We start from the raw sequence: 15,150 nt of genomic DNA on the forward strand, positions 1-15,150 counted from the left end.
CTAACGGTGCGCCCGCGGCACCTCGACGGGATGCGGGTACACCAGTTCCAGCTCGCCGATCGCGGCCGCCACCGTCACCAACGGCATGGCGGCCGCGATGGCCATTTCATCACCATTCGACTCGGCGCGCAGGGCCACCACGAACTCGTCGCCGATCGGCACCCAGTCGCCGCCGGATCCGATTGTCCCCGACAGCCGTTCTCCGATCGCGGTGACGTGCCGCTCGACCACCTCGCGCACCCGCGGATAGGTACCCAGCGGCGGCGGCGTCGGGATGTCGGTGATCAGGTCGGCGGCCGCGCGCACCCTGATCGCCCGGTTGAAGGCACGTACGATCGGTCCGCGGAAATCGGTCTCCCCGCCGCCCTCGGAAAGATATTGCCGCACAGCGTCATCCGCCACTCGTGACGACGCGATCGCAGCTTGACTGAGCGTGGCCAGCCTGTCAGCGGTCTGTTCGTAGTCGCCGCGGGTGATCCGGTGCACGGCGGCCTCGAGATACCTCGCGAAGGCGTTGCGGGCCGATTCGACCGCCGCCTCCGCCGACGCGGTCGCGCCGCGCGGCCACAACAGCAACGAGACCACCACGCCGACGAGGGCGCCGACGATGACGTCCTCTACGCGGATCAGACCGACGCTCCACCCCGTCGGCACAATCAGGTTGAAGAAGATAAGCACCATCATCGTGAACGCCGCCTGCCCTGCGGTGAACGACGCGATCTCGGGTACGAACGCCGAGCCGAACACCACCAACGGCATGAGGATCCACAACACCGCGGGATCGACGCCCACCACGCTGATCAACAGTGCACCGAGGACGAAGCCGATGCCGGTGCCCAGCACCGCGCGCAGCATCTTGGTGCCGGTGGTGAGCGCGCTGCTGCGCAGCACCGACAAGGCGCCGAGCACCACCCAGAACCCGTGCTCGACGGGGAACACGTTGGTGACGGCGACTGCCAACGCCAGGCCAAGGCCGGTGCGCAGCGCATTGCGCACCGCGACCGATCGACCGCCGAGGAAACTCGACGTCGTCGAGCTCACCGATCTGCTCGCAGGCAACAGCCGGTCGGTCGCTGTCGTCGCGGGCATCCCCAGCCCGAGCGCCCTGGCCCACACCGGCCTGGCGTCGGCGGCCGCCGCTGCGGCGATCACCCTTCCGGTCGCCCCGATGGTGGCCGCGATGGTGCGTCGGTCCAGCAGCCGGTGCCCGATCGCGACGGCCGCGTCGTCGTCGGGTGCGCCGAGGATCGCTTCGACGTCCTGGCGGTAGCGTCCACGCGCGACCGAACGCAGATGGATGAGCGCCGCTTCGAGATTCGCGCGGTCGGTCGTCCGGTCGGCGGCCCTGGTCTCCCGCAGCACCGCGGCCGAGCACCTCAGCACCCGCACGCCCGGTGCCTGCATGTCCCGCATGCCGGGGCCAGCCTCGTCGCTGACCCGGTCGGCGAGCCATTCGAGGTCCTCGACGACGCGCACCAGCGCGCGGCTGCCCGCCGACAGGCCGACCGGGCGGAAGTCGGCGCCGAGAAAGCTCTCCCGTAAGGCCAGCATCGCCACCACCACCTCGTCGCGGCTGGCCTTGCCCTCGAGCCGATCAGCCAGCGCGGCGACGGCATCGGCGGCGTGCGTGCGCAATTCGCCGTGGTGTCGCGGCGGCAGGAAGAACAGCGCCGCGGGGACGCACACGGCGAGCGCGATCGCCCAACCGAGCAGCCGCTCGTCGATCGGTCCCGCAGGCGTGCACGCGGGCAACACGAATGTCAGCAGCGTGGGCCGTTGGCCCGCCGCGATCGTCTCGCTGAGCACGCCGGAGAACATCACCGCCACGCCGAGCGCGAACATCAACCCGACCGACAGCCACGGATGCGGAGACACCAGCGTGCCGAGCGTGATCAGAACGGCGCCGTTGATGCCCAGTCCCGTGTATGCCAGCGCCCTTGTCTGCCTGTTGCCGGGGAAGTCCGCCAGCACCATCAGCGCGAAGGAGCCGAAGATCGTGAACAGCGGGGTCTGCGAGTTGCCTGCGACGGCGAAGCTGACCGCCGCGGCAAGGGGCACGACGACCGCGGCCCGCACCGCGCGCCGCAGCGCGTCCAACTCGGGATCGCGTTCGCGGATTCGAGCGCGAACGCGAGGAGCGGAAATGGTACCGACGGCGCGGCGTGTCAGGCCGGCCGGCGCGCTAGTCATTCGTGGGAACGGAGGCGAATCGCCCGCTGTCGAGCGCGTCGGTGAGCTGCCTTGCGATCCATGTCAGCGCCACGGTGTCACGCGGAAGAGTGGACTGCTCATGTCCGACGAGGAGGTAGACGGCCCAGCGGGCGAACATCTCCGCCTGGTGTTGGTCGCCGAGGATCTCCAGCGCCGACGAGTACATGATGTCGTAGCGTTGCTGGTCCACCTTCACCTGAATGTCGTGGACATCCGGGTCCAGTGAACTCCACGCCCGAATCGCGGCTTCGGCGCCGTGCGGCAGCTCCAGACCGACCTGCACGAGGCTGTCGATCCGGCGGCGGGGGTCGGTTTCGCGTTTCAGGAATTCGATGACGAGAACCGTGCGCTCTTCCATCCAGTTCTCGAGCAACTCGCGGGTGTAGGCAGGCCAGCCGGAAAAGTAGTGATAGAAGGACCCGGTCGTGACCCCGAGGCGATTGCACACCTCGGCCAGCTTGAATCCGCCGTATCCGAGGTCGGAGAGCACGTCGAGGCCCGTTTCGAAATAAGCCTCGCGCGAAACCAGGCCCGCCATGGGTCCGAACCCTAGCCTGCGATCAGGATCACCGAGTGCTGTCGCGCATTTGCCTGGCCGATCATGAGCAACTGGCCTGACCGGGGTTTCTGTGCACGCAGTTTGCTGAACTAGCGTTCAAATCGGGTGTTCTGCGAAGCCCCTTGATGTCGTGTGGCAAGATATTGACTATGCCGCATACGGCGAGCAGGGGGCCAGGTCGTCCACCAGCAGCGAAGGCCGCTGAAACACGTGAGCGCATATTGCGTGCCGCTCGCGAGGTGTTCAGCGAACTCGGCTATGACGCTGCGACTTTTCAGGCGATCGCCATACGCGCCGACTTGACCCGGCCTGCCATCAACCACTATTTCGCGAGCAAACGGTTGCTGTACCGCGAAGTAGTCGAGCAGACCAATGCGATGGTGGTCGCTGCGGGCATGGCGAAGGCTCAAGGTCAGACGACCCTGCTCCGCCGACTGTCGGCGTTCTTCTCCGCGGCGATGCAGGCCGACAGCGAAGATCGTTCTGCCGCAGCGTTTCTGGTGACCTCGGTGCTCGAGGGACAGCGACATCCCGAGCTTCGCAGCGACGATCACGATTCGATGCGCAATTCGAGGGCCTTTGTTTCGTGGGCGGTCAACGACGCCATTGAGAAGGGCGAGCTGACCACTGACACCGACGTACCGCAACTCGTCGAGATGCTTGTCGCGGTGATGTGGGGGATGGGCTTCTATGCCGGATATGTCGGCTCGCACAACGAACTGGAAGCCATTGTCGACAAGCTCGAACTGCTGCTGGCCAACAAGCTGTGGAAGCTGGCCGAGTAAACCTTCCTGGCAAATTGCTGTGTGACCTGTGGTGATGTCTGCCACACATGCATGTAGATCAGCTAACTTATTGGGTAGCATGGCTTACGAAATGACTGACCTCCATGACGCCCCCACCGTCCGCACCGATGGCGACAGCTGGGAAATCACCGAAAGCGTCGGCGCGACCGCACTCGGAGTCGCCGCCGCCAGGGCCGTCGAAACGGCCCGCGACGACGCACTGATCCGCGACGAGTTCGCCTACCTGTTGGTGTCGTCAGCCGGGCCGGAGTGGGCGCAGATGGCCAGCAGCGATCTCACCTGGCTTGCCGACGACGAGGAGTTCCGTCGGCTGCACGACATGTCTCGCGACTATCAGGCCGTCCGTACCCACTACTTCGACGACTTCTTCCGCGCCGTGATGCGGGCGGGCATCCGGCAGGTGGTGATTCTCGCCGCGGGGCTGGACTCACGCGCTTATCGGTTGGACTGGCCCCCGGCCACCACCGTGTTTGAGATTGACCAGCCCAAGGTGCTGGAGTACAAGACCGCGACGCTGGACGCGCACGGCGCGCACCCGAAGTCGGAGCGCATTCCGGTGCCCGTCGACCTGCGCGACGACTGGCCTTCGGCGTTGATCGCCGCCGGCTTCGACGCCGCACAGCCGACCGCCTGGCTGGCCGAGGGGCTGCTGCCCTACCTGCCGCCGGACGCGCAAAACCGGCTCTTCGAACTCGTCACCAGCCACAGCGCGGCCGGCAGCCGCATCGCCGTCGAGGCGTTCAGCATGGACCTGTCGGAGCAGGCCGAGCAGGACAGGGTGGCCCGCCGCGAGCGGACCGCGCGGATGCGCGAGCGCACCGGCATCGACATCGACGTGGACACGTTGACCTACGCCGACGGCAACCGCGCGGACGCGGCGGGATGGCTGGCCGAGCACGGCTGGACCGTCGACGCGGTGCCGAGCGAGGTGGAGATGACCCGGCTCGGCCGGGCCGTGCCCGACTACGAGGCCGAAGAAATCGCCTCGAGCGTGCTGTTGCGTGCCGAACTGTCCTGAGGAGTCTCGATGAGCTCACTGCGCACCCACGACGACACCTGGGACATCGCCACCAGCGTCGGCACCACCGCGGTGATGGTTGCAGCGGCGCGTGCCGCCGAGAGCAGGCAGGACGACGCGCTGATCAACGACCCGTACGCCGACGTCCTCGTGGAGGGTGCGGGAACCGGCCCGTGGAGCACCATGCTCGATGACGAAATCGTCGAGAAGACCGCCGCCATCGATCCGGAGATCGCCGCGATGTTCCGCCACATGCGCAACTACCAGGCCGTGCGCACTCACTTCTTCGACGAGCACTTCACCGCGGCGGCCGAGGCCGGTATCCGCCAGATCGTCATCTTGGCGTCCGGTCTCGATTCGCGGGCCTACCGGTTGGCTTGGCCCGCGGGCACCACCGTCTTCGAGATCGATCAGCCCAAGGTGCTGGAGTACAAGGCGACGAAGCTCGCCGACAACGACGTGCAGCCGGCGGCGACACTGCACCAGGTACCGATCGATCTGCGCAACGACTGGCCGAAAGCCCTGCGCGACAAGGGTTTCGACCCGAGCAAGCCGACGGCATGGCTGGCAGAGGGTCTGCTGATGTATCTGCCCGCCGATGCGCAGGACCGGCTCTTCGCGTTGATCACCGAGCTGAGCGCGCCCGGCAGCCGGATCGCCGCCGAAGCGGTCGGTGTGCGCTCGGACGAACGGCGCCAGGAGATGTCCGCGCGGTTCGACAAGATCGCCCAAGAACTCGGCATCGAACGCGAGATCGACGTAGCTGAACTGATGTACAACGACCCTGACCGTGCCGACGTCGCCGATTGGCTGAATGCGCAGGGCTGGCGGGCAAAGGCCGTGACGTCACAGGACGAGATGCGCAGGCTGGGCCGCTTCGTCTTGCCGCCCGGCGCCGAAGACGACGCGTTCGCCACATTCGCCACTGCGGAGAAGCTGTAGGTCGGTCACTTCTGGGCGTCCCAACCGGTTGGTTAGGATCAGGGACGCACGTGAGGAGCAGGAAAACCCCTGCCCTCCTCGGGTCAGGAAGGACCTCCGCCATGACCGCCGACTCAATTTCCCAGCCTGCGCCCGCTGTGCCAGCTCCGACGGCACCCGGCATCCCCGAAACTGTCGCCCGCCTGCGGGCCACCTTCGCCAGCGGCCGCACCCGCAGCATCGAGTGGCGTAAGCAGCAGCTGCAGGCGCTTGAACGGATGATGACCGAGAACGAGGCGGCCGTCGCCGCCGCGCTCGAGCAGGACCTCGGCCGCGGCGCGTTCGAGTCGTGGCTGGCCGACATCGCCAGCACCGTCGGGGAAGCCAAGGACGCCGCCAAGAACGTCAAGAAGTGGACCCGCAGGCGCTATCGGCTGTTGGAGATGTCGCAGCTGCCGGGCCGCGGCTGGGTCGAGTACGAGCCGTACGGCACCGTGCTGGTCATCGGGGCGTGGAACTTCCCGTTCGTGCTGACGCTGGGGCCCGCCGTCGGCGCGATCGCGGCCGGCAACACCGTCGTGCTCAAGCCTTCTGAGGTGTGCCCGGCGTCGTCGGCCCTGATGGCCGAGTTGGTGCCCCGCTACCTCGACAACGACGCGGTTGCGGTCATCGAGGGCGACAGCGCAGTGAGCCAGGAGCTGATCGCCCAAGGCTTCGACCACATCTGCTTCACCGGAGGCACCGAAATCGGTCGCAAGGTTTACGAGGCCGCGGCCCCGCACCTGACGCCGGTCACACTCGAACTGGGTGGCAAGAGCCCGGTGATCGTGGCTGCCGACGCCGATATCGAGGTCGCGGCCAAGCGGATCGCGTGGACCAAGCTGATCAACTCCGGTCAGATCTGCATCGCGCCGGATTACGTGCTGGCCGACGCGAAGATCCGCGATCAGCTGGTCGACAAGATCAAGGAGGCCGTGACGACGTTCGAAGCCGAAAACCCAGACGGCAAGCGGATTGTCAACGAACGTCACTTCGATCGGCTGACCTCCGCGCTGGCGGCCACCAAGGGCAACATAGCGATCGGAGGCGGCTCCGATTCGTCGAAGATCAGCATCCAGCCCACCGTCGTGGTCGATCCCGATCCGGCCGAACCGCTGATGACCGACGAGATCTTCGGCCCGATCCTGCCGATCATGACGGTCCAATCCCTCGACGAGGCAATCGGTTTCGTGAATTCACGGCCCAAGCCGCTGGCCGCCTACCTGTTCACCAAGACCAAGAACATCCGTGAGCGGGTGATCAAGGAAGTCGCCGCAGGCGGCATGGTGATCAACCATTTGCTCTTCCACTTCGCGACGAACAAGCTGCCGTTCGGTGGTGTCGGGCCCTCGGGGATGGGCGCCTACCACGGCAAGTTCGGCTTCGAGCAGTTCAGTCACAAGAAGACCGTGATGACCAAGCCGACCCGACCCGACGTCGGCGCCTTCATCTATCCCCCGTATACAGAAAAAGCATTGAAGCTCGCCAAACGGCTGTTCTAGGAAGGAACGTCATGCCAGGAGTGCAGGATCGCGTCATCGTCGTCACCGGAGCCGGCGGTGGGCTGGGGCGTGAGTACGCGTTGACGCTCGCCAGGGAGGGCGCCAGCGTCGTCGTCAACGACCTCGGTGGTGCGCGTGACGGCACGGGCGCCGGCCACAACATGGCCGACGAGGTGGTCAAGGAGATTCGCGACGCCGGCGGCCGCGCCGTCGCGAACTACGACTCCGTAGCCGAATCCGAGGCCGCCGAGAACATCATCAAGACCGCGATCGACGAGTTCGGCAAGGTCGACGGCGTGGTGAGCAACGCGGGCATCCTGCGCGACGGCACATTCCACAAGATGGAGTTCGGCGCCTGGGACTCGGTGCTTAAGGTGCATCTGTACGGCGGCTACAACGTGATTCGCGCCGCTTGGCCGCACTTCCGGGAGAACAGTTACGGCAGGGTCGTCGTCGCGACATCCACCAGCGGCCTGTTCGGCAACTTCGGCCAGGCCAACTACGGCGCGGCGAAGCTTGGCCTCGTCGGGCTGATCAACACGCTGGCTCAAGAGGGCGCGAAGTACAACATCAAGACCAACGCCGTCGCGCCGATCGCCGCCACCCGCATGACGCAGGACATCCTGCCGCCCGAGGTGTTCGAGAAGCTGACGCCGGAGTACGTCGCCCCGGTGGTGGCTTACCTGATGAGCGAGGAAAACCCCGATACCGCATCGGTGTTCATCGTCGGTGGCGGCAAAGTACAAAGGGCAGCGCTCTTTCAAAACGAAGGCACCACATTCACAACTGTGCCGTCGGTCGACGACGTCGCAGCCAAGTGGGGCGAGATCACCGACCTGTCCGCTGCGCAGCGGGCGACCTTCAGCCTGGGTTGATCGCCTCCGAATGAAAGCGCTTGTCGCGCGCGAACTTTCCGGGCCGACCGGACTCGACTACACCGAGGTCGACGACGTCAGCGGCGGCGACGACGCCATCGTCGTCGACGTCTGCGCGGCCGGGGTCAGCTTCCCGGACCTGCTGCTGCTTCGTGACGAGTACCAGCTGCGGCTGGAACCACCGTTCGTCCCCGGCATGGAGGTCGCAGGCGTCGTGCGGTCGGCGCCCTATGAATCCGAATTCAGACCGGGTCAACGGGTTACCGCGCTGTCGATGCTCGGCGGCTGGGCTGAGCAGGTGGTGGTGCCACCGGCCAACCTGACGCGGACACCGGATGTTCTCGACGACGCCGAAGCCGTCGCGCTGCTGGGCAACTACCAGACGATGTACTTCGCGTTGGCCAAGCGCGCTGCGCTGCGGGCAGGCGAGACGGTCTTGGTGCTCGGCTCAGCGGGCGGCGTCGGGACGGCGGCCATTCAGATCGCAAAGGCCTTGGGCGCCAGAGTGGTCGCGATGGTGCACCGGCCACAGGCCCACGACTTCGTGCGTTCGCTCGGTGCCGACGTCGTGCTGCCGTTGACCGACGGCTGGCTGCAGGCCGTGAAGGACCACACCGACGGCCGCGGCGTCGACCTTGTGGTCGACCCCGTCGGCGGTGACGCGTTCGACGATGCGGTGCGCGCGCTCGACACCGAGGGCAGGCTGCTGGTGATCGGCTTTGCGGCGGGTGGCATTCCGACGGTCAAGGTCAACCGGCTGCTGCTGCGCAACGTCAGCGTCATCGGCGTGGGCTACGGCGAGTACGTCAACCGCAGACCCGGTTCGCAGGCGGTGTTCGAATTCGGGGTGGGCGAACTGGTGAAGGCCGGTCTCCGGCCGCCGCCGCCGATGAGGTACCCGCTTTCTGAAGGCAGCGCTGCGTTGCAGGCTCTGGCCGACGGCGGTGTGCTGGGGAAGGTCGTGCTGGAGCCGTGACGAGCGCTTGCGCGAGAAACCGACAAATATGACGAGCGCTTGCGCGAGAAACCGACAACTATGACGCCGAAAGCCTTGGCGTTCGACGTGTTCGGCACGGTCGTCGATTGGCGCTCCAGCATCATCCGCGAGCTCGAACAGTTCGGGCAGATGCACGGCGTCGCCGCTGACTGGGCCGGCATGGCCGACGACTGGCGTAAGGGCTACGCGCCGGCGATGAACCGGGTGCGCGGCGGGGAACTGCCGTGGACGCGCATCGACGACCTGCACCAGATGATCCTCGACGAACTGCTTGCCGCAGCGGGTATCACGTCGGTCGGCGAGGACGACATCGACCACCTCAACCGGGCCTGGCACCGGCTGGACCCCTGGCCGGACAGCGTGGCGGGCTTGACCCGGCTGAAGGAGGGGTTCGTCATCACCACTCTGTCGAACGGGAACGTGTCGCTGCTGACGAACATGGCCAAACGGGCTGGGCTGCCGTGGGATTGCGTGATCTCGGCGGAATTGTTCCACCACTACAAGCCCGACCCGCAGGCATATCTGGGCTGCGCGGATCTGCTCGGCGTGCGACCGGGGGAGTCGATGCTCGTCGCCGCGCACCCCTCCGATCTGCGGGCGGCGCGCGACGTCGGTCTGAAGACCGCGTTCGTCTCCCGGCCGCAGGAGTACGGTCCCGGTCAGCGGCCGCCGAGGATGGACGACGGCGAATTCGATTTCACGGCAACCGATTTTCTCGACCTCGCCGGTCAGCTGGGTGCCTGAAACGACGGCGTAGCGTGAAAGGATGACCGATCAGTTGACGACGGAACTGCCGCCCGCATTGCGCAGGGCGATCGGCCTGCTCAAAGATCCGCCTGCCGACCCGGACGTGAGCAGAGGCTATCTCGACCTGACCTTCGACATCCCGGTGTCCGACGCCGCGCTGCCGAAGAACACCGGCGCCATTCAGGCGGCGTGGGCGTCGGGGCTCGGATCGATGCTCTACGACAACGCGCAGGCCTTCGCGCGCAGGTTCGTCGGCGCCTGGCAGTTGCCGGTCGACTGGCTGAACGTGCCGGCGGGCGGGGTCGCCCTCGACGTCGGCAGCGGCCCTGGCAATGTCACCGCGTTGCTGGCCCGCGCCGCGGGCCCCGACGGGCTGGCGCTGGGCGTCGACATCTCCGAGCCGATGCTGGCCCGCGCTGTCAGTACCGAGGCCGGTCCCACTGTCGGTTTCCTGCGTGCCGACGCCCAGCGGCTGCCGTTTCGCGACGAGACCTTCGATGCGGCGACGTCGATGGCGGTGCTGCAGCTGATCCCGAATCCGGCGACGACGCTGTCGGAGATCGCACGGGTGCTGAAGCCCGGTGGCCGGGTCGCCGTCATGGTGCCGACCGTGGGCCGCGGCGCCGAATTTCTGCGCTGGCTGCCCAACGGCGGCGTGCATTTCTTCACCGAGGACGAACTCGGCGACACCTTCGAGGAACTCGGCCTCGTCGGCGTCCGGACGAAGACGCTGGGCAATATCCAGTGGGCGCGCGGCCGCAAGCCCTGAGGCCGTAGATTCGACCTCTACGAGGAGGTGCAGGCGATGGCAGGCCCTGACCTTGCCGAGTTGTGGGATGCGCACTGCAGATGCGAGTTCGAGTCGCGTGACGTCGACGCAACCATGGCGACCATGGTCGCCGAGCCATACGTGAACCACATTCCCACCATGACCGGCGGCGTCGGCTTCGCCGATTTGCACTACTTCTACTCAAACCATTTCGTCGGGGTGAACCCACCCGACATGGAGCTGGAGCCCGTCAGCCGCACGGTCGGCGACAGTTCCGTTGTCGATGAGTTCATCCTGCGTTTCACCCACACGACGGTGATGGACTGGATGCTGCCCGGAATCGAACCCACCGGGCGCGCCGTTGAGGTTCCGATGGTTGCGATCGTCCAGTTCACGGGCGACAAGCTTTCCCATGAGCACATCTACTGGGATCAGGCCAGCGTGCTTCTGCAACTCGGATTGCTCGAGGCCGACGGTCTTCCGATTGCCGGCGCCGCGACCGCGGACAAGGTGCGCGACGTCGGCCTGCCCAGCAATACTCTGATCCCGTGAGCGCCGGCGGGATCGTCCTCGTTGCACTCGTCATCGCCGTCGGCATCATCGGCATCATCGTGCCGCTGCTGCCCGGCATCCTGCTGGTGTACGCGGCGATCCTCGTGTGGGCCGTCGTCGAGCACAACGTGGCGGCATGGGTGACGCTCGGCGTCGTCACCGCCTTGATCGGCGCGACCACGCTGATCAAGTACATGTGGCCGATGAAGCGCATGCGCGCCGCCGACGTCGGCACGATGACGCTGCTGGCCGGCGCGGTACTCGGCATCATCGGTTTCTTCGTGATCCCGGTTGTCGGGCTGGTGATCGGGTTCGTGCTCGGTGTCTATTTGGCCGAGCTGGCGAACCACCGCGACCAACGGGTCGCATGGACGTCGACGAAACACGCGCTCAAGGGAGTGGCTCTTTCGGTCGGTGTCGAGTTGGCGGGCGCGCTGCTGGCCACCGTCGCCTGGGCGTTCGGGGTCTACATAACGCAGTAAAACGCGCGCCGATCTGGCTAGGTTCTTTCCTATGGGCAAGCTCCGCTTCGGATACTTCATCGCGCCGTTCCACCGCGCAGGCACCAACCCCACCCTCGCTCTGCAGCGCGACCTCGAGTTCGTCGAGCATCTCGACAGGGTCGGTTTCGACGAGGTGTGGATCGGCGAGCATCACTCCGCCGGCAGCGAGATCATCAGCTCTCCGGAGGTGTTCATCGCCGCCGCGGCCGAGCGGGCGAAACGGATCCGGTTCGGCACCGGCGTGATCTCTCTGCCGTACCACAACCCGCTATGGGCGGCCGACCGGCTGATGCTGCTCGACCACCTCACCCACGGCCGCATCATCGGCGGCGTCGGACCCGGCTCACTGCCGACCGATTCGTCGATGATCGGCCTGACCCCGACCGACACCCGCGAGCTGCTCGAGACCAACCTCGACATCCTGGTGCGGCTGCTGGCCGGCGAGACCGTCACCGCCAAGACCGCGACGCACGAACTGCACGACGCACAGCTGCAGCTCGCGCCGTACTCCGACGGCGGCATCCCGCTCTCGGTTGCGGCCGTGGCCTCGCCGACCGGCGCGCGGCTGGCGGGCAAGCACGGCATCGGGCTGCTGTCTATCGGCGCGACGCTTATCGTCGAAGGGTTCGACGCGCTCGCGTTCCACTGGGGCATCGCAGAGGAACGCGCCGCCGCGTTCGGCACCACCGTCGACCGCAGGAACTGGTCGCTGGTGTGTCCGATGCACATCGCCGAAACCGAGGAGCAGGCGCGCGAGGACGTCCGCTTCGGTATCGCGCCGTGGTTCCGGTACTTCCAGAAGGTCGCGGCCTTCCCGCAGATGACCATGCCCGGCGATGAGGTCGACGAGATGATCGGCATCATCAACGACGCCGGCGCTGGCGTGATCGGCACACCCGAGACGGCCAGAGCTCAGGTGCAGCGGCTGTGGGACCAGTCGGGCGGGTTCGGCTGCATGCTGCAGATGGGCCACGAATGGGCCAACCCTGCCGCCACCAGACGCTCCGCGGAACTCTTTGCCGCAGAGGTCATTCCGCACTTTCAAGGGCAGGCGAAGCCGACACTCGACGCCGCGGCGCGCGCCAGCGACGTGCGCGAGGACCTGGCGCAGACGGCGATGAGCGCCATCGAGCACATGACAAAGAAGTACGAAGCCGAGAAGAGCGGCGGTTAGCGATTCGGGCGCGCTGGGTCACCCTCAGCGTGACTGCGCGCGCCGAAATCACTTCGTGCGGCGCGGTATGCGCGGAACGCCGGCCAGCAGGCCTCGCTGGGGAACTCCAAGCACGGGCTCGGCGGCAACACCGAGTTCGGCGAGGATGTCGTTGGCGGCGAGCACCCCGGACATCGCAGACCGCTCCATCAGCCCCGACAGATAGGGCAGCTCGACGAAGTCGCCGGCAATCCGCAGTCCCCGTGCGTCGGTGCGTACTCCGGGGCGGGTGCCTGCCGACCCCGGTGGAAAGGCGGGTGCGGTCGCCTCCATCCGGTCGTGCCGGTGGACGACGGCGGCGTCGGCGATTTCGGGCCACAGCGCGGCCAGCTCCTCGCGCATGGCCTTTGCCGCGACATCGGCGTTGTCGAGACCGCAGGAGTAGGAATGCAGTTCGATCACCGACCCGCCGGTCTCGCGGGCCCAGCGCGCACTGGGCTCCTCGAGCCTCGAGTACACGGCGACTGAGTCGAGGTTGGGCTGGCCGGTGACGGCGCTGAAGGACGCTCTCTCGGGTGCGACGTCTCGGTCGAGCCACAGCCTGCTGACCGCGAACGGCGGTGCCACGGTGAGCGATTGGCACTGACGCGCGAGCCCAGGCGCCGCTGCCGCAGTGGTCGGTGACGCCGCGAGCAGCGTCCGCAGTGCACCGGGGTCCAAGGCCAGTACGACGTGCCTGCTTCGGAGCTCGCCGGTTTCGGTGCCGATGCGCCAGCCCTGCCCGTCGGGCTCGACACCGGTGACCCGTGTCTCGGTCCGCAACTCGGCGTCGCGACCGATCAGGTACTCGCGCAACGGGTTCCAGATCGCCGTCGCGTAGTCGGTGTCGGTGACGTCGAAGCCGATGCCCTCCGGATTGCCGAGGAAGTAGTAGTGGAACATCGCCACCAACTCCGCGGCCGACAGGTCGCCCTGGTTGCAGAAGAACGACCGCGCGAAGGCCTCGAACAACATGCTGCGGGTGCGTTCGGACATGCCGAGGCTGTCAAGGAAAGCGGCGGCGTCGGTGTCGTCGAATTCGGCGGTCGTGGTGGCGCGGTCGTAGGCCAGCAGCGCCCGCCCCGCGTCGGGGTTGGCGCGCGTCAGTTCCCGACGGGTCAGGCTCTTCGAGCGCAGCGCCAGTGCCAGCAGGTTGAGCGGCGGAGCGGCAGGCAGACCCGAAAGGTCCTCGGCCGGGTATGTCGCCGAGATCACCGGATAGCTCGGCACCGGTTGAAGAAACGACAACTGCGGATCGACGCGGCGCAGGATGGACCGCCATGTGTAGTAGTGTCGGAAGAACGCGTGAAAACCGTGTTCGACGTGCTGCTCGCTGCCGCAGGGCAAGGTCTCATGCCACGCGCCCAAGCGGCCGCCGAGATACCCGGCCGACTCCAAAACCGTGACCTTGACGCCTCTTTCGGCCAACACGACCGCAGCGGACATCCCCGCGATGCCCCCGCCGACGACCGTCACCTCCGCCGGATCGGAGACATCGCGCGGCAGCAACGGATCGGCGACGACCAGACGGCGGGGCCGCATCCGGAACGGGGCGGCACGGCTCCGCAATGCGCTCATGCCTCGACTCCCGCTCGCTCCGGTCCTCGCTCGTTCCTCGCTGCGATCCTCACTCGCGCTCGTCTTCGGGGGTCGCTCACGCCGCCACCATATGTGGCGTACGTCCGCGGCGGCGCACCAGCGCAACGGCGAAGGGCACCGCGATCGCGCCCATGAGCACGGCGCCGGTGATGGCCGACCCGGGCAGATCGAAGAAGACCGCATGACCCATCACCGAGGAGAAGTACACCCACAGATACAGCGCCGACGCGGGCGCCGACGGGACCTGCTCGCGCGGCAGCGCGCGGTCGAGGCTCGCCATGATGACCGTCGAAACCAGCAACCAGCCGAGGTAATTGGTCAGGGGGATGCCCGGTATCAGCGGCAGGCCCGGCGCGGGATCGAACCACGTCCAGTGCCCCGCGGCCACCATCTGCGGGTCGAGGAACACGTCCCATGCGGTCAGTGCCGCCGCCCCGACGACCGCGACGGCCGGACCGCGCGCCACCAGCGTTCGGGCCACCACCAGCGCAGGCCAGGCCATCATCACCCAGGCCAGCGGCACGACCACCGGCACACCGAGCAGTTCGGGGCCGAGCGTGCCGGTGTAGGCGTAGTGCCCGAACGGTCGTCCCGTCGCCACGCCGACCGCCTCGGCGGCCAGCCCCCCTCCGCCGGCCACCGCGGTAAGGACGCCGGCGCCCGCAGGACCGTGCACCCGCGCGGCGTCGGCCACCGCGGCGACGAAGAACACCACCACGCTCGCCACCGTGACCTCGGTGCGCCAGCCTTCTGGCATCAGCGGGTAGGCGATCTGCACCCCGACCGCCGCCGCGACGAGCGTCCACACCACATAGGCGACGCGCAGCTGCGCAACGGGCACGGCGATCGCCACGCGCACT

At 67.2% G+C, this 15,150-nt stretch carries 15 protein-coding genes; 11 read left to right on the forward strand and 4 right to left on the reverse strand.

Features of this window, described 5'->3' with window-relative positions; translation table 11 throughout:
• Positions 1–2,190 carry an FUSC family protein gene (locus tag C6A82_RS00405; RefSeq protein WP_105345949.1) on the reverse strand — a complete coding sequence of 730 codons (2,190 nt, stop codon included), beginning with the start codon at positions 2,188–2,190 and terminating at the stop codon, positions 1–3.
• Complete coding sequence (locus C6A82_RS00410) at positions 2,183–2,749, reverse strand: TetR/AcrR family transcriptional regulator (protein ID WP_105345947.1); 567 nt, start codon at positions 2,747–2,749, stop codon at positions 2,183–2,185. Before C6A82_RS00410 ends, C6A82_RS00405 begins: the two co-directional genes overlap by 8 nt.
• A 170-nt stretch (positions 2,750–2,919) precedes the next feature.
• Between C6A82_RS00410 and C6A82_RS00415 the strand changes: the two genes are divergently transcribed.
• From C6A82_RS00415 to C6A82_RS00465, 11 genes are all read left to right on the forward strand, one after another.
• Positions 2,920–3,555, forward strand: coding sequence for a TetR/AcrR family transcriptional regulator (locus tag C6A82_RS00415; RefSeq protein WP_105345945.1), 636 nt, complete (start codon positions 2,920–2,922; stop codon positions 3,553–3,555).
• Between the two features lie 91 nt (positions 3,556–3,646).
• Complete coding sequence (locus C6A82_RS00420; RefSeq protein ID WP_105345962.1) at positions 3,647–4,594, forward strand: class I SAM-dependent methyltransferase; 948 nt, start codon at positions 3,647–3,649, stop codon at positions 4,592–4,594.
• A 9-nt stretch (positions 4,595–4,603) separates the two neighbouring features.
• Positions 4,604–5,536 (forward strand): class I SAM-dependent methyltransferase, encoded by a 933-nt coding sequence (locus tag C6A82_RS00425; protein ID WP_105345944.1) that lies wholly within the window; start codon positions 4,604–4,606, stop codon positions 5,534–5,536.
• A gap of 101 nt (positions 5,537–5,637) precedes the next feature.
• Positions 5,638–7,056 carry an aldehyde dehydrogenase family protein gene (locus tag C6A82_RS00430; protein WP_105345942.1) on the forward strand — a complete coding sequence of 473 codons (1,419 nt, stop codon included), beginning with the start codon at positions 5,638–5,640 and terminating at the stop codon, positions 7,054–7,056.
• 11 nt (positions 7,057–7,067) lie between these two features.
• Positions 7,068–7,931, forward strand: a complete 864-nt coding sequence (locus C6A82_RS00435) for an SDR family oxidoreductase (protein WP_105345940.1) — start codon at positions 7,068–7,070, stop codon at positions 7,929–7,931.
• Between the two features lie 10 nt (positions 7,932–7,941).
• Positions 7,942–8,907 carry an NADPH:quinone oxidoreductase family protein gene (locus C6A82_RS00440; protein ID WP_105345939.1) on the forward strand — a complete coding sequence of 322 codons (966 nt, stop codon included), beginning with the start codon at positions 7,942–7,944 and terminating at the stop codon, positions 8,905–8,907.
• Positions 8,908–8,967: 60 nt separating this feature from the next.
• Complete coding sequence (locus C6A82_RS00445) at positions 8,968–9,672, forward strand: haloacid dehalogenase type II (RefSeq protein ID WP_105345937.1); 705 nt, start codon at positions 8,968–8,970, stop codon at positions 9,670–9,672.
• Between the two features lie 22 nt (positions 9,673–9,694).
• A complete protein-coding gene (locus tag C6A82_RS00450; RefSeq protein WP_105345935.1) occupies positions 9,695–10,444 on the forward strand; it encodes a methyltransferase domain-containing protein in 750 nt (249 codons plus the stop codon).
• A 36-nt stretch (positions 10,445–10,480) separates the two neighbouring features.
• On the forward strand, positions 10,481–10,996 hold the full coding sequence (locus tag C6A82_RS00455; RefSeq protein ID WP_105345960.1) for an ester cyclase: 516 nt from the start codon (positions 10,481–10,483) through the stop codon (positions 10,994–10,996).
• Entirely contained in the window at positions 10,993–11,478 is a 486-nt protein-coding gene (locus tag C6A82_RS00460; protein ID WP_105345933.1) for a DUF456 domain-containing protein, read from the forward strand. Before C6A82_RS00455 ends, C6A82_RS00460 begins: the two co-directional genes overlap by 4 nt.
• Before the next feature lie 31 nt (positions 11,479–11,509).
• A complete protein-coding gene (locus C6A82_RS00465; protein ID WP_105345931.1) occupies positions 11,510–12,673 on the forward strand; it encodes an LLM class flavin-dependent oxidoreductase in 1,164 nt (387 codons plus the stop codon).
• 48 nt (positions 12,674–12,721) lie between these two features.
• On the opposite strand, the gene C6A82_RS00470 is transcribed toward C6A82_RS00465, so the two are convergent.
• Together C6A82_RS00470 and C6A82_RS00475 are read right to left on the reverse strand one after the other, a co-directional pair.
• The gene (locus C6A82_RS00470; RefSeq protein ID WP_158261644.1) at positions 12,722–14,269 is read right to left on the reverse strand and encodes an FAD-dependent oxidoreductase; all 1,548 of its coding nucleotides are present in this window, start codon (positions 14,267–14,269) and stop codon (positions 12,722–12,724) included.
• A 76-nt stretch (positions 14,270–14,345) separates the two neighbouring features.
• Positions 14,346–15,143 carry a carotenoid biosynthesis protein gene (locus C6A82_RS00475; RefSeq protein WP_233216975.1) on the reverse strand — a complete coding sequence of 266 codons (798 nt, stop codon included), beginning with the start codon at positions 15,141–15,143 and terminating at the stop codon, positions 14,346–14,348.
• Positions 15,144–15,150 lie beyond the last annotated feature (7 nt).

This window comes from Mycobacterium sp. ITM-2016-00318 (assembly GCF_002968285.2).
Lineage (GTDB): Bacteria > Actinomycetota > Actinomycetes > Mycobacteriales > Mycobacteriaceae > Mycobacterium.

Bases quoted from the DNA above. Each gene is read 5' to 3' on its own strand.
- C6A82_RS00405 (WP_105345949.1), bottom strand. From the start codon at position 2,190: ATGACTAGCGCGCCGGCCGGCCTGACACGCCGCGCCGTCGGTACCATT.
- C6A82_RS00410 (WP_105345947.1), bottom strand. From the start codon at position 2,749: ATGGCGGGCCTGGTTTCGCGCGAGGCTTATTTCGAAACGGGCCTCGAC.
- C6A82_RS00415 (WP_105345945.1), top strand. From the start codon at position 2,920: ATGCCGCATACGGCGAGCAGGGGGCCAGGTCGTCCACCAGCAGCGAAG.
- C6A82_RS00420 (WP_105345962.1), top strand. From the start codon at position 3,647: ATGACTGACCTCCATGACGCCCCCACCGTCCGCACCGATGGCGACAGC.
- C6A82_RS00425 (WP_105345944.1), top strand. From the start codon at position 4,604: ATGAGCTCACTGCGCACCCACGACGACACCTGGGACATCGCCACCAGC.
- C6A82_RS00430 (WP_105345942.1), top strand. From the start codon at position 5,638: ATGACCGCCGACTCAATTTCCCAGCCTGCGCCCGCTGTGCCAGCTCCG.
- C6A82_RS00435 (WP_105345940.1), top strand. From the start codon at position 7,068: ATGCCAGGAGTGCAGGATCGCGTCATCGTCGTCACCGGAGCCGGCGGT.
- C6A82_RS00440 (WP_105345939.1), top strand. From the start codon at position 7,942: ATGAAAGCGCTTGTCGCGCGCGAACTTTCCGGGCCGACCGGACTCGAC.
- C6A82_RS00445 (WP_105345937.1), top strand. From the start codon at position 8,968: ATGACGCCGAAAGCCTTGGCGTTCGACGTGTTCGGCACGGTCGTCGAT.
- C6A82_RS00450 (WP_105345935.1), top strand. From the start codon at position 9,695: ATGACCGATCAGTTGACGACGGAACTGCCGCCCGCATTGCGCAGGGCG.
- C6A82_RS00455 (WP_105345960.1), top strand. From the start codon at position 10,481: ATGGCAGGCCCTGACCTTGCCGAGTTGTGGGATGCGCACTGCAGATGC.
- C6A82_RS00465 (WP_105345931.1), top strand. From the start codon at position 11,510: ATGGGCAAGCTCCGCTTCGGATACTTCATCGCGCCGTTCCACCGCGCA.
- C6A82_RS00470 (WP_158261644.1), bottom strand. From the start codon at position 14,269: ATGAGCGCATTGCGGAGCCGTGCCGCCCCGTTCCGGATGCGGCCCCGC.